Genomic DNA, 13,199 nt, shown 5'->3' on the forward strand with positions numbered 1-13,199 from the left:
TAATGCGGACAAAGGAGAAACCGCAATGCCGGACCCGGACAGGAGCCTAGAGAAACCGCCAATGCACATCGTAATCTGCATCAAGCAGGTGCCGGACTCGGCACAGATAAGGGTCCATCCGGTCACGAACACGATCATGCGCCAGGGTGTTCCGACCATCATCAACCCTTACGACCTGTTCGCCCTCGAAGAAGCGCTCAGACTGCGCGACGCACATGGCGGCGAAGTCACTGTGCTCACCATGGGTCCGCCCATGGCAGAGGACGCGCTGCGCAAGGCGCTCGGTTACGGCGCCGACCGAGCGGTGCTCTTGACCGACCGCTATTTTGCCGGCTCCGACACGCTGGCAACCTCGTTCGCCCTTTCCCAGGCAATCGCGAAGATTGGCGAGACGTTCGGCACGCCAGACCTCGTCTTCACCGGCAAGCAGACGATCGATGGCGACACCGCCCAGGTCGGGCCCGGCATCGCCAAGCGCCTCGGACTCCTGCAACTGACCTATGTCGCGAAGATCCCTTCTGTCGACCTTGCTGCACGCGAGATCAAGGTCGAGCGCCGTTCCGAAGGCGGCACACAGATGCTGAAGAGCAGGCTCCCTTGCCTCATCACCATGCTGGAAGGCACAAACGAGATCCGCCGGGGCTCGATCCAGGACGCCTTGTGCGCCGCGCGCAGCCAGGTCTTGAAATGGAGCGCGGCCGACGCCGGCATTGAGGATCTCACCAAATGCGGCCTGCGCGGTTCACCGACGGTCGTCAAACGTGTTTTCGCCCCTCCTGCTCGAGCTGAAAAGGCGGCACAAATCGACACCGCCGAGAAGGCCTTGCGCGATGTCGCTGACGAACTCATCACCGCAATCTTCACCCGCCAGCCGGCGCTGGAACATGAGCTCGCCTTTAACGGCGGCGCGTGACGGCAAGGAGCAAAACGATGTCGACCGCGAACGGAGAAACCCCTCGCCCTGCCGCCGGCCGCGCCGGCATAAAGAAGGAATTGCCCGCCCATTTCAAGGACTATCGGCACGTTTGGGTTTTCATCGAGCTCGAACGTGGCGAGGTCCATCCGGTATCATTCGAACTGCTCGGCGAAGGCCGCAACTTAGCAGACAAGCTTCAGGTCCAGCTTGCAGGCGTCGTGCTTGGACCGCCGGGAGAGGCCGTCGGGAACGCCGTTGCCGAAGCATTCGCGTATGGCGCTGACCTTGTCTACATCGCCGAGGCGCCCCTGCTCGCCGACTATCGGAATGAACCTTTCACCAAGGCGCTGACGGATCTGGTCGATACCCACAAACCCGAAATCCTTCTTCTCGGTGCCACCACACTGGGCAGGGATCTTGCCGGCTCCGTGGCGACGACCTTGCAGACGGGGCTCACGGCCGACTGCACCGAACTCGATGTGGATACCGACAGTTCGCTCGCCGCCACGCGTCCGACTTTCGGCGGTTCCTTGTTGTGCACGATCTATACGCTCAATTTCCGCCCGCAGATGGCGACCGTGCGGCCGAGGGTCATGCCCATGCCGCAGCGGACGGATAAACCGGTCGGGCGTGTCATCCGGCACAAGCTTTCGCTTGCCGAGGACGAGATCGCTACCAAAGTCCTCGGCTTCCTGCCGGACAATCAGTCGGCGAAGGCAAACCTTGCCTATGCCGACGTCGTGGTTGCGGGAGGCCTTGGTCTTGGCGCGGCGGAGAACCTGCAGCTTGTGAAGAACCTCGCACGAGCAATCGGCGCCGAGCACGGCTGTTCGCGTCCGTTGGTCCAGAAGAGCTGGATGCCAGCTGATCGGCAGATCGGCCAAACTGGCAAGACGATCCGGCCGAAGCTTTACATAGCGGCCGGGATTTCCGGCGCCGTCCAGCATCGGGTTGGCGTGGAGGGGGCGGATCTCATCGTGGCCATCAACACCGACCCGAACGCGCCGATTTTCGATTTCGCTCACCTCGGAATCGTCACCGACGCGATCCGCTTCCTGCCCGCACTGACGGAAGCCTTCACCCGGCGGCTGTCGCCCCACAGTCGCGATAAGCTTTCGAGCTAAGGGGATGGACATGATCGAGGAAAACTTCGACGCCATTGTTGTTGGGGCAGGCATGTCCGGAAACGCAGCTGCTTACACCATGGCCAGCCATGGCCTGAAGGTGCTGCAGTTGGAGCGGGGTGAATATCCGGGCTCCAAGAATGTCCAGGGTGCCATCATGTACGCGAACATGCTGGAGAAGATCATCCCGGATTTCCGGGATGATGCGCCTCTCGAGCGGCATTTGGTTGAACAGCGGCTTTGGGTGATGGACGACACATCCCATACAGGGATTCACTATAGGTCGGACGACTTCAATGAGGCGAAGCCCAACCGGTACACGATCATCCGTGCCCAGTTCGATAAATGGTTTTCGCGTAAGGTGCGCGCGGCCGGCGCGACCGTTCTGTGCGAGACGACCGTGACGGAACTCATCCGTGATGCCAATGACAGGGTGATCGGCGTCCGCACAGACCGGGCGGGCGGAGCCATCTACGCGGACGTGGTCGTTCTCGCAGAAGGTGTCTGCGGACTGCTTGGCACTCGAGCCGGCCTGCGCGAGATGCCAAAGCCGCAAACCGTGGCCCTCGCCGTCAAGGAAATGCATTTCTTGCCCGAAGAGGTCATTGAGCAGCGGTTCGGCGTAAAGGGCGATGAGGGCTGCGTGATCGAGGCGGTGGGCACGACCTCCCGCAGCATGGCCGGGCTCGGCTTCCTCTATACCAACAAGGAGTCCATCTCACTGGGCATTGGCTGCCTCGTCTCCGATTTTGCGGCGATGGTCGAGAGCCCCTACGTTCTCCTTGATGCCTTGAAGAGCCATCCTTCGATCCGGCCGCTGATCGCCGGCTCGGAAGTGAAAGAATATTCCGCACACCTCATTCCCGAAGGCGGCTACAAGGCTATTCCGCAGCTCTTTGGCGATGGTTGGGTCGTGGTCGGCGATGCCGCGCAACTGAACAACGCCATTCACCGCGAGGGTTCGAACCTCGCCATGACCTCCGGCCGCATTGCGGCTGAGGCAATCGTCGAGGTCAAGAGCCGCAACGGTCCGATGAACAAACGGAATCTCGCCCTTTACAAAGCCATGCTGGACAAGTCCTTCGTGGTCAAGGACCTGAGGAAATACAAAGACATGCCGGCCTTGCTCCACACCAATTCATGCAATTATTTCACGACTTATCCGCGGTTGATGTCGCAAGCTGCGCAGAACTTCATGCGTGTCGACGGCACGCCGAAGATCGAGAAGGAAAAGGCGACCACGGCGGCCTTCATCAAGGCGCGCTCGCGCTGGGGGCTGGTCAGCGACGCGGTCCGCCTTGCATTGGCGTGGCGCTGAGGGGAGACGAAATGAGCAGCGCAGCGACGAAGTCACGTGTCGAGGACAAGCTTTACCAGAACCGCTACTTGGTGGATTCCGGCCGCCCGCACATCAAAGTGCGACCGCACCAGAAGCCGAGCGCGAATTTGCTCGCGCTGACCCACGTCTGCCCGGCGAAATGTTATGAGTTGAACGACAAGGGTCAAGTGGAGATCACTGCCGACGGCTGCATGGAGTGCGGCACCTGCCGTATTTTGTGCGGGACGACTGGTGAGATCGAGTGGAACTATCCACGCGGCGGTTTCGGAATCCTCTTCAAATTCGGATGACCGGCGCACGCATGCCCTAAGCAGATACCGCGCTCAGGGACTCTACGATATGTGAAGGTGCTGACCGCGCCAAGCGAGCTGGAGATTACGCTCGCCATACGCTGGGCAATTGTCGTGAACGTCCTGCCCACGTTTCTGCAGACGGGTGATGGAGAAGTCGTCGTCTGGACGCTGAAGGAGAGCCGGAGATTGCCGCCACTGCCGGCAACACCCACGCACCTCAATCAGGCACTCGCCGCCTCATACCACAGGCTGTACCAGATCGAGCGGATTGCGGCTGCCGGCCAGTCGCATCGGCGCCTCCGCAGCAAGGTATCTCCCCTTACGGCCGGCGTCCGAACCATGCCGCTTGTCGCCCGCATCTGACGGAACGCTAGTGGCTGATCGACGCGATTGACAAGGCCGGTTGGGTTTTGCCAGGGCGGCTCGTATCCCTGGCCTCACGCCCTGGATAATCGGCTACGCCCTGCGCCGGCATGGTATCAAGGTTAAGAAATTCGGGACGTCGTGATGACGTCAAGCGTAAGCAGCCCGGAGTGGTCTCGCTCACACTCTGCGCGCCCGAGGCTGCTAGCCTCGCGACCCTATTTGCCTGTCCACTGTCGTAAGCCCGACAGGTGTGTCGGAGCAATCCGAAGGAATGTGACACGGGAAGCCTATTCATGAACCGAAACAGCTCTTTGGGCTGGCATAGCTCTTGCGCTTTGAACTGCGACATCACGCAGCAACGGAGCCGTTCATGTCTGCACCGGCAATTTCGCTTGAGAGCCTCAGCACGACATTCGGTGACCAGTTGCTTGGCACCATGAAACTCGGGGGCTGCGCGTCTTCGTCCTGCGGCTCGTCGACAAAGCCCGACGACACGGATCCGGCTGTCTGGGAGAAGATCAAGGATCACCCCTGCTTTTCAGAAGAGGCTCATCACTATTTCGCGCGTATGCACGTCGCGGTCGCGCCGGGCTGCAACATCCAGTGCAACTACTGCAATCGCAAATATGACTGCGCCAATGAAAGCCGGCCTGGGGTGGCCTCTGAAAAGCTGACGCCCGATCAGGCGCTACGCAAGGTGATCGCGGTCGCCAATGAGGTGCCGCAGCTTTCCGTGCTCGGCATCGCCGGACCGGGCGACGCCTGCTACGACTGGAAGAAGACGAAGGCGACCTTCGCCAGGGTCGCCAGGGAAATCCCAGACATCAAGTTTTGCATATCCACGAATGGGCTGGCGCTGCCCGACCATGTCGATGAGCTTGCTGACATGAATGTCGATCACGTGACGATCACGATCAACATGGTCGACCCTGAGGTCGGTGCAAAGATCTATCCTTGGATCTTTCACGATCATCGCCGCTACGTCGGCATTGAAGCCACCCGGATCCTGCACCAGCGGCAGATGTTGGGCCTGGAGATGCTGACCGCGCGGGGCATCCTCACCAAAATCAACTCGGTGGTGATCCCGGGCGTGAATGATGAGCATCTGATCGAGGTGAATAGATGGATTAAGGAGCGAGGCGCGTTCCTGCACAACCTTATGCCGCTGATTTCGGACCCGGCCCACGGCACGCACTACGGTCTGAGCGGGCAGCGCGGCCCAAACGCAATGGAGATGAAGGCTCTTCAGGATCGTGTCGAAAACGGCGCCCAGTTGATGCGCCACTGCCGGCAGTGCCGGGCAGATGCCGTGGGCCTGCTCGGAGAAGATCGTGGCCAGGAATTCACAGTCGACCGGATTCCCGGCGAGGTCACCTACGATGCCAGCAAACGCAAGGCCTATTGGGAGCTGGTCGCGGAGGAGCGCCGTGATCACGTCGAGGCTAGGAGAGAAGCGATCGGATTGGTCAAGGCAGCGAGCCCCGGCAAGTCCCTTCTCTTCGCGGTGGCGACCAAGGGCGGCGGCCGCGTCAATGAGCATTTCGGCCATGCGAAGGAATTCCAGGTTTATCAAGCCTCGCTGAAAGGGATCAGCTTCGTCGGGCATCGGAAGGTGGACAAGTATTGCCTTGGCGGCTGGGGCGCAGAAGCCGCCCTCGATGGCGTCATCGCAGCGCTTCAAGGCATAGATATCGTGCTGTGCGCCAAGATTGGAAATTGCCCGCAGGATCAGCTCGCGGAGGCTGGAATCAGAGCCACCGACGCCTGTGCCCATGACTATATCGAGACAGCAATCAGCGCGATTTACATCGCCGCATCTGGGACCCCCACACTCGCGGCGACGGCCTGAGCTGTCTCATTCATTCGGACCAGGAGTTAAAATGGCTTTCAAGATCATCGCATCCCAATGCACCCAATGCGGCGCCTGCGAATTCGAATGTCCTTCCGGCGCGATCAAGTTCAAAGGCGAGAGCTACGTGATCGAGTCACAGAAGTGCACCGAATGCGAGGGGGTCTTCGATGCGCAGCAATGTGCCTCGGTATGTCCGGTGCCGAAGACCTGCGTTCCTGCGTAACGGACATTGGACTGCCGACATGGTTGGGGGCTGCCTACGCAGGACGCCTGGAACGCCTTGTTCGCAATCTCAGCCGCAAGAGAAATCAGGGAACGGACATGTCGCTCGGACGCGAAGAGGAGATCGAAATCCGCAGGCCTCCACGATTCATGCCGGGAGAGCGGGTACGTGCCACTCGCCACATAAAGAATGACGGCACCTATCCTGGCAGGGAGATCGGCGAAAATCTCGTGCGGAAGGGGGACGAGGGATATGTGCGCGACATTGGCACCTTTCTCCAGCAGTTCTTCATCTATGCGGTCGAGTGGATCGACCGTGGCACCGTAGTCGGTATGCGAGCGCGTGAACTGATGAGCCTCGACGAGGCCGAGGCGCCCTGCAGTGCTGAAAGCAATACCAATGAAGGGATGGCCAGATGAAAGTCATGATCCGCAGGACCGATGCTGGTTTGTCAGCGTATGTCCCCAAAAAGGACCTCGAAGAGCCGATCATCAAACTCGAGAAGGAAGAGTTGTGGGGCGGAACGGTCACGCTCAGGAACGGGTGGCGGCTCCTCCTACCCGATCTCCCACATGATACGCGTCTGCCGATCACCGTCGAGGCAAGGAAGATTTCCGAAGAGGGCTGATGCTGCCCCTAGGTGCGTCGCGAGGAAACGAGATGAACACGATCCTGACATCGGGCCACCTCGTCATTGTGCGGGACAGTTTTGCTGAAAAGCTGCTTGACCTGGCGAAGGGAGCGCTCGCCGCCGATGAGGTGATCCCCTATCTCGGTCCGGGTCTTCTTGAGTTGAACTGTGTGGAACCGCCTGTGCCGCATACCCCGGAGGTTGTTGCCGCGGCACTCAATGCACGGGCTCCAGCGCCTTCCAGGATCCGCACCAATATGTGGTCGGTTGCGCAGTTCATCGAACAGCGCCGGCATCGCCGGACGCTTCAAGCTTGGATGACCGACATATTCGCAGCGCCGGTGGGGCCGACCCCCTTCCACGCCTGGCTCGCAAGGCTGCCACTTTCCCTCATCATCGACAGCTGGTATGACAGCGCGATGCGCACGGCTCTGGTAGAGACCGGCCGAACGGACGTCGTTGAGATACAAGGCGTCACGCGCGCGAATGAAATCGGCAACATTTGGACGAAAACCTACGATTTGTCCGGGAGGGAGCTCGACCCCCGATTGGGGGCCAAGACGGTTCTCTATTCACCTCACGGGAGTATTACGCCCGCGCAAAACTTTCTCGTCGCAGATTCCGACTACGTCGAAGTCCTGTCCGAAATTGATATCCAGACACCGATCCCAGACGCTGTGAAGGAACGGCGCATCACCCGTGGATTTTTCTTCGTTGGCTGCCGCTTCAACGATCAGATGCTGCGCACCTACGCCAGACAGATCATGAAGCGCTCCCGCGGTCCCTATTGCACCGTAATGGACGCGGAAACCCTGACCAGAAACGAAGCGCGTTTTCTTGCGGCAAGCGGAATCACGGTGATCGACATGCCACTAAGTCAAGCGGCGGCTCGGCTTGTGGGAACGGGCACGGCTGCAGGTTGAGGACGGGATTAACAATGGCGGATGCCTTTGATGATGTCTGCTTCGGCTTTCCTCGAAGGCGCAAAATGCAGTCGGGAATACACCCGTGAACAGTGAAGCTGTCAGCGGCGCAACGAACGCACTGAATTCGTTGGCCCATGTTGAAGCGGCGCGCTGGGGCCGGGATTTGAGTACGCTGTTGCGCATCACGCGTATGAATCTGCGCCATCCGTGGCAGGTTGCCCTCGCTATGGGCTCGACGATCATGGCGGCAATCCTCCAGTTGCTCATTCCCCAGCTTCTCGGCCGGGCTGTCGACCAGACCCAGACAGCTATCGGGGGCGGTGTCGCGGGGGCTGCGGCAGGACAAGCGCTCTGGGCCCCGGCTCTCCTGCTGCTCGCCGTCAGCGCGCTACGCGGCGTTTTCACGATGGCGCAGAACTATTTTGCCGAAGCCGTCGGGCATCATGTCGCGTACGAATTGCGGCTCGCCTACTACGACAAGATCCAGCGTCTAAGCTTTTCCTTTCACGACCGGGCCCATTCAGGCGATCTGATAACCGCCGGAATGCTCGATCTCGAAGGCGTGCGGATGTATTTTTCCACCGGGCTCATGCGGGTGCTCCTGCTGACGATGCTGATCGGGATTGGCGCTTACATGATGATCTCGACCGATCCCGTGCTCGGCTTGGCCGCGCTCAGCTTCGTGCCTTTTGTCGCTTGGCGCTCATCGACCACACAGCTTAGGCTGCGCGCCACCTGGCTCGACCTCTATGAGCGCCTTTCGGTACTAAGCCGCGTGATGAAGGAAAATCTCGCAGGTATCCGTGTGGTCCGCGCTTTTGCGGCTCAATCCTATGAGATGCTGAAGTTCGACGGCGCTTCCAAGAACGCGCTCGACCTCGCCAACGATCTCGTTGACATCTACGTACCCAACACGTCGGCGATGACCTTGTCCTACTTTTTCGCAATGGGATTGGTGCTTGGGATCGGTGGCAACAAGCTCGTCGCTGGCGAGATCAGCGTCGGAACCATGGCGACCTTCCTGACCTTCATGACCATGCTGCAAATGCCAGTCCGCCAGATCGGTCTCATGGTCAATGCGTTTGCCCGCGCTTCTAGCTGCGGTTCGCGGCTTTTCGGTCTCCTCGATCAGGAGATCACCATCAGGGATGCTCTCGAGGCCAGACCGCTTGAGATAAGTGACGGCACTCTGCGCTTCCACAATGTCTCATTTGCCTACCCCAACGCCGAAAACCGCGCCATTCTGAAGAACCTCAGCTTTGAGGCCCGGAGAGGCGAGACGATCGCGATCGTCGGTCCGCCGGGTTCCGGCAAATCGACGATGGCTCATCTGGTCCCCCGCTTTTACGACGTGACCGGTGGCGCCATCACGTTGGACGGCCAGGACATACGCAATGTCACCCTCGAGAGCCTTCGCAAGGCGGTCGCGGTTGTACAGCAGGATGCGTTCCTATTCACCACAACGATCGAGAACAACATCGCTTATGGCGATCCCTGGGCGAAGAGACAGCGAATTGAACGCGCTGGAGAATTCGCCCAGCTCCACGACTACATCCTCGGGCTCCCGGCAGGGTATGAGACGGTCGTGGGCGAACGCGGCGTTTCTCTCTCTGGCGGCCAGCGCCAGCGTCTCACGATTGCTCGCACCATGATGCTGCGCCCCTCCGTCATCATTTTCGACGACTCGATGGCCGCGATCGATGCCGGCACCGAGCTGCGCATTCGCGCGGCGATGCGGCGCTTCGCAAAGGATCGGGTGACGATCATCATCGCGCACCGGCTGAGTGCGCTTAAGCATGCCGATCAAATCCTTTTTGTCGATAACGGCGAAATCGTAGAACGCGGCACGCATGAAGAGCTTCTTGCGAAGCGGGGACGCTACAGGGCCCTTTACGATCTCCAGACGTGCCCGGGTGATAGCATTATTAGCCAGGATGGGGGCGCCCGCTGATGGACCAGGGCCGCGGCGAACTCGAAGCCGAACCTGACGACGGGAGACGCCCTCCGCGCGCGGTCGTCGGCTCGCACCGGATCGAGGAGGAGATGTTCGGCCGGGCTTTCGACAAGAGCATCCTCCGTCGCATCTGGGGCTTCGTCCATCCCTACCGGGCAAAGGTAGTTGTCACGATTGTCGCGATGCTGATCTTCACCGGGACGCAGCTTCTCATCCCCTTGATCATCCGCTACGCGATCGACCTCGGCATGAACCCGGCAAGGCCCGATCGCTCAGCCCAGCTTGCGGCCGTCGGCGCGTTTTTTTCGGCGATTTTGGTCAATTTCGCCGCCGGCTACATGCAGGAAGCCTTGGATGGGAAAATGGCCGAAACTGTCCTGTTCGACATCCGCCGCGCCATGTTTGGCCATCTGCAAAAGGTTTCGCTCTCTTTCATGGACAAGACCGAGGTCGGACGCCTGATGTCGCGCCTGCAAGGCGACGTTAACTCCATACAGGAGTTCCTGGAAACCTCGGTATATTCCCTAGGCGATGTTGCGCTTCTCTTCGGCATCGTTTTCGTAATGCTGTGGCTCGACTTTCGCCTCGGCCTCCTGACGCTATCGGTTCTGCCGATCCTGGTGATCGTCCGCATTGTCTGGTTGCCGCGTGCCCGCGACGCCTTCATGGCTGCACACGAAACCAATTCCGTCGTCAATGGCGCGCTGGCCGAAGCCATTCACGGCGTGCGGACCATACAGTCAATGGACCGCCAGCAGGTGAATTTCAGTCTTTTTGACGATCGGGCCCATGCCAACCTCAGGACCCACCTGATCGCTGCCAGATATGCACTGGTCATGGTGCCCATCGTCGATGGCATCACAGGCCTCGCCTTGGCCGCCGTTATTGTGGTCGGCGGCTCGATGGTCATGAATAGCCGTATAGATGTGGGCGTGTTGGTAGCCTACCTATTTTACATCCAGCGCTTCTTTGACCCGATCCGCTCACTCACCCTGCAATATTCGGTCATGCAGCGCGCCATGGCCTCAGGCAAGCGCCTGACGGATGTGCTCGACGTCAAGATCGATGTTAAGGACAAACCCAATGCCGAGGTGCTTTCGCCCGAAATGGACGGCTCGGTCGAGTTTAGGGACGTCACCTTCGGCTACGATCCGAACCGTTCGGTTCTGAAAAATGTCTCGTTCAAGGTCAATCCGGGCGAGACGGTCGCACTAGTCGGACCGAGCGGTTCTGGCAAATCGAGTGCGATGGCCCTGGTCCACCGCTTCTATGATGTTCAGCAGGGTCAGGTGCTGGTCGGCGGACATGATGTACGCGACCTCACCCAGGAATCGCTCGGCCGCCAGGTCGCCATGGTGCTGCAGGAGCCATTCCTGTTCACCGGGACGGTCTTCGAGAACATTCGATACCAGAAGACGGAAGCCACGCGCGACAAGGTGATCGAGGCGGCCAAGGCTGTCGGCGCGCATGACTTCGTCATGAGCCTCGCCGACGGGTATGAGACCCAACTTGGCGAACGCGGCGACAACTTATCTCTCGGCCAGCGCCAGCTTATCAGTTTCGCCCGCGCCCTCGTCGCTGACGCCAAGATCCTCGTGCTCGACGAAGCTACCGCCAATATCGACAGCTACACGGAATTGCAGATTCAGAAGGCTCTGATCAAGCTGCTTGAAGGGCGGACTGGCCTCGTCATCGCTCACCGTCTCGCCACGGTCCGGGGGGCCGACCGCATCATCGTGCTTCAGAATGGCCAAGTTATTGCGACTGGCAACCACGATGAGTTAATAGCCATGGGCGGCCTGTATTCCAAACTCTACTATCTCAACTACGCCTCCTTCGACGACCTTCCCGAACACGATACCACCGTCCAAGCTGGCTCTCAGACCTGACATCTTGGCGGCCTTGTGGTAGTGGCGTTGACTTTCGGGCGTGTCGGCAGACCACTCAGGCCACCGCATCCGGCCAGCAGCCACCATTCAAGAACGAGCACTCCTCGCAATTCGTGAAGACCGGCTGCGAACGATTTCCTCCAGCATCGTATCCGACCGCGGTGCACCACCATCATCGGGCGAGCTCGCTGGAGGTGTTGGCTGGGCGTCGCAAAGCCGCTCGCGAGCGCGCCCTCAATAGCGCCGTAGCGAGTGACGGCTTTGCCACCGACGGGCCGCTGATGAAGCTGGATTAGTGGGCGCCGCACCGACGCCGCCCCGGGCGAGAAGAACCTCCTGCGGCTGGCTATGGGAGCGCCAGCGCGACGAGCAGACGCGTGCCGGCATCGTGACGCGCTCGGCTACCCTCTCCTTAGGATCGTGCATGTTCACACGATGGCCCAGACGCCAGCCAACGCACAAGCTGGTACCTGTGCCGCCTGCTCGTCGTCAGTTTGGCCTCCTCTCGATTGCCCGCCCCACCACGTGCACGCTCGATCACGTGAGTGTGAGAGCGCTGCACAACGATTTAACCTCAGACAGCGAATTTCATGGTGAGCCAAGTCGAGCCATGATTTCGGACTGAATCGTCCTCGCGGTGTAAAGGGAAGCATCTAGCGGCAGATTTCCAAATGCCATTTGACAAAGCAGGTAGTTGGCACCTGCCTCTTCCAACTGATCTAGCAGAGCTTTTCGCACAGACTCTGCTGATCCTACCACGCACAATTCACTCTCGACTGCCGCATCGAAGGTCAGCGGCAAGTTTGGTGGAGTGGGGATAGCGTTAAGTTCGTAAAGGAATTGGAAGCTCTTGAGCCAGCGTGCGTAAGCAGGTGCCGCGAGCGAATAGGCATGTGTGTCACAACGCCCAATCACGACCATGCGGAGCAATCCGACAAATCTCCCTTGATCCCCCGCGCCTGCGTTGTCCTCTCGATAGGCGCGGAACGCATCAGTAGTTTTGCGAACAGAAGAGGAAGGTCCCACACACGCGATATTTGTTCCATTCGCACCGGCCCAAGCTGTGGACTCGGGTCGATTGGCAGCGACCCATGTGGGCGGATGTGGACGCTGATGAGGTCTTAGCGTCAAAGGAACGTCATTGAGATCAAAATGGCGGCCTTGATAGCATAGCGTGCCGACCTCCCTCGAATTAAAAAGTATTTGCATAAGAATTTCGCTGGCTTCGGCATAACGGCCCGGCACCGCGTCCGCACCAATCCCGAAGTAGCCCAATTCGGTCGGGAGAGCACCGCGCCCTATGCCCAGTTCGAGCCTGCCACCGCTCAACTGGTCCAGCATACAGATCTCTTCGAACGCACGCAGCGGATGATAAAGCGCAAGCAGCATCACCAAGGGTCCGAGACGCAAGCGCCGGGTGCGCTGGGCGACGCTCGATAAGAACAGATTCGGCGATGGACCTCTCCCATGGGGAGTACAGTGGTGTTCTGCGAGATGATAGGCATAGAACCCTAGCTGATCGCACGCCTCTGCTAATATCAGGCGATCTTCGTACTGCCGGCCTATATCGCGGCCATCCTCATCCAAATGATCGAAGATGCCGAAAGCCAGGTTTGAAGGAAAGACGTTTGTCACTCTTTAAGTCCCCGATTTTAAAAGCAGGCTGTTTTCTTGCTGGGATCACCA

The 13,199-nt window shown here is 59.6% G+C and carries 13 protein-coding genes; 12 read left to right on the plus strand and 1 reads right to left on the minus strand.

Going from position 1 to position 13,199, the window contains the following annotated elements; all coding sequences use genetic code 11:
- Positions 1-61: 61 nt before the first annotated feature.
- From X751_RS136225 to X751_RS136170, 12 genes are all read left to right on the plus strand, one after another.
- Positions 62-913, plus strand: a complete 852-nt coding sequence (locus tag X751_RS136225; RefSeq protein WP_023672212.1) for an electron transfer flavoprotein subunit beta/FixA family protein — start codon at positions 62-64, stop codon at positions 911-913.
- A 17-nt stretch (positions 914-930) separates the two neighbouring features.
- The gene (locus X751_RS136220) at positions 931-2,040 is read left to right on the plus strand and encodes an electron transfer flavoprotein subunit alpha/FixB family protein (protein ID WP_023685019.1); all 1,110 of its coding nucleotides are present in this window, start codon (positions 931-933) and stop codon (positions 2,038-2,040) included.
- Between the two features lie 10 nt (positions 2,041-2,050).
- Complete coding sequence (locus X751_RS136215) at positions 2,051-3,358, plus strand: FAD-binding protein (protein WP_023712672.1); 1,308 nt, start codon at positions 2,051-2,053, stop codon at positions 3,356-3,358.
- Between the two features lie 11 nt (positions 3,359-3,369).
- Positions 3,370-3,669, plus strand: a complete 300-nt coding sequence (locus X751_RS136210; protein ID WP_023712673.1) for a ferredoxin family protein — start codon at positions 3,370-3,372, stop codon at positions 3,667-3,669.
- 51 nt (positions 3,670-3,720) lie between these two features.
- Positions 3,721-4,035, plus strand: a complete 315-nt coding sequence (locus X751_RS136205) for a hypothetical protein (protein ID WP_023672216.1) — start codon at positions 3,721-3,723, stop codon at positions 4,033-4,035.
- Positions 4,036-4,408: 373 nt separating this feature from the next.
- Entirely contained in the window at positions 4,409-5,887 is a 1,479-nt protein-coding gene (gene nifB / locus X751_RS136200; protein ID WP_023703135.1) for a nitrogenase cofactor biosynthesis protein NifB, read from the plus strand.
- Positions 5,888-5,918: 31 nt separating this feature from the next.
- A complete protein-coding gene (locus X751_RS136195) occupies positions 5,919-6,113 on the plus strand; it encodes a 4Fe-4S dicluster domain-containing protein (RefSeq protein ID WP_023672218.1) in 195 nt (64 codons plus the stop codon).
- 98 nt (positions 6,114-6,211) lie between these two features.
- On the plus strand, positions 6,212-6,532 hold the full coding sequence (locus tag X751_RS136190) for a nitrogen fixation protein NifZ (RefSeq protein WP_023703134.1): 321 nt from the start codon (positions 6,212-6,214) through the stop codon (positions 6,530-6,532).
- A complete protein-coding gene (nifT, locus tag X751_RS136185; protein ID WP_023672220.1) occupies positions 6,529-6,741 on the plus strand; it encodes a putative nitrogen fixation protein NifT in 213 nt (70 codons plus the stop codon). The genes X751_RS136190 and nifT overlap by 4 nt, the downstream gene beginning before the upstream one ends.
- A 32-nt stretch (positions 6,742-6,773) precedes the next feature.
- The gene (locus tag X751_RS136180) at positions 6,774-7,667 is read left to right on the plus strand and encodes an SIR2 family protein (RefSeq protein ID WP_023712674.1); all 894 of its coding nucleotides are present in this window, start codon (positions 6,774-6,776) and stop codon (positions 7,665-7,667) included.
- A gap of 85 nt (positions 7,668-7,752) precedes the next feature.
- Entirely contained in the window at positions 7,753-9,621 is a 1,869-nt protein-coding gene (locus X751_RS136175) for an ABC transporter ATP-binding protein (protein ID WP_023712675.1), read from the plus strand.
- Entirely contained in the window at positions 9,621-11,513 is a 1,893-nt protein-coding gene (locus tag X751_RS136170) for an ABC transporter ATP-binding protein (RefSeq protein ID WP_023746295.1), read from the plus strand. Before X751_RS136175 ends, X751_RS136170 begins: the two co-directional genes overlap by 1 nt.
- A gap of 588 nt (positions 11,514-12,101) precedes the next feature.
- Here X751_RS136170 and X751_RS1000000166470 read toward each other — a convergent pair.
- Positions 12,102-13,148 carry an LLM class flavin-dependent oxidoreductase gene (locus X751_RS1000000166470; RefSeq protein ID WP_084558351.1) on the minus strand — a complete coding sequence of 349 codons (1,047 nt, stop codon included), beginning with the start codon at positions 13,146-13,148 and terminating at the stop codon, positions 12,102-12,104.
- Between the last annotated feature and the right edge of the window lie 51 nt (positions 13,149-13,199).

This window comes from Mesorhizobium sp. LNJC394B00, assembly GCF_000502555.1.
Lineage (GTDB): Bacteria > Pseudomonadota > Alphaproteobacteria > Rhizobiales > Rhizobiaceae > Mesorhizobium.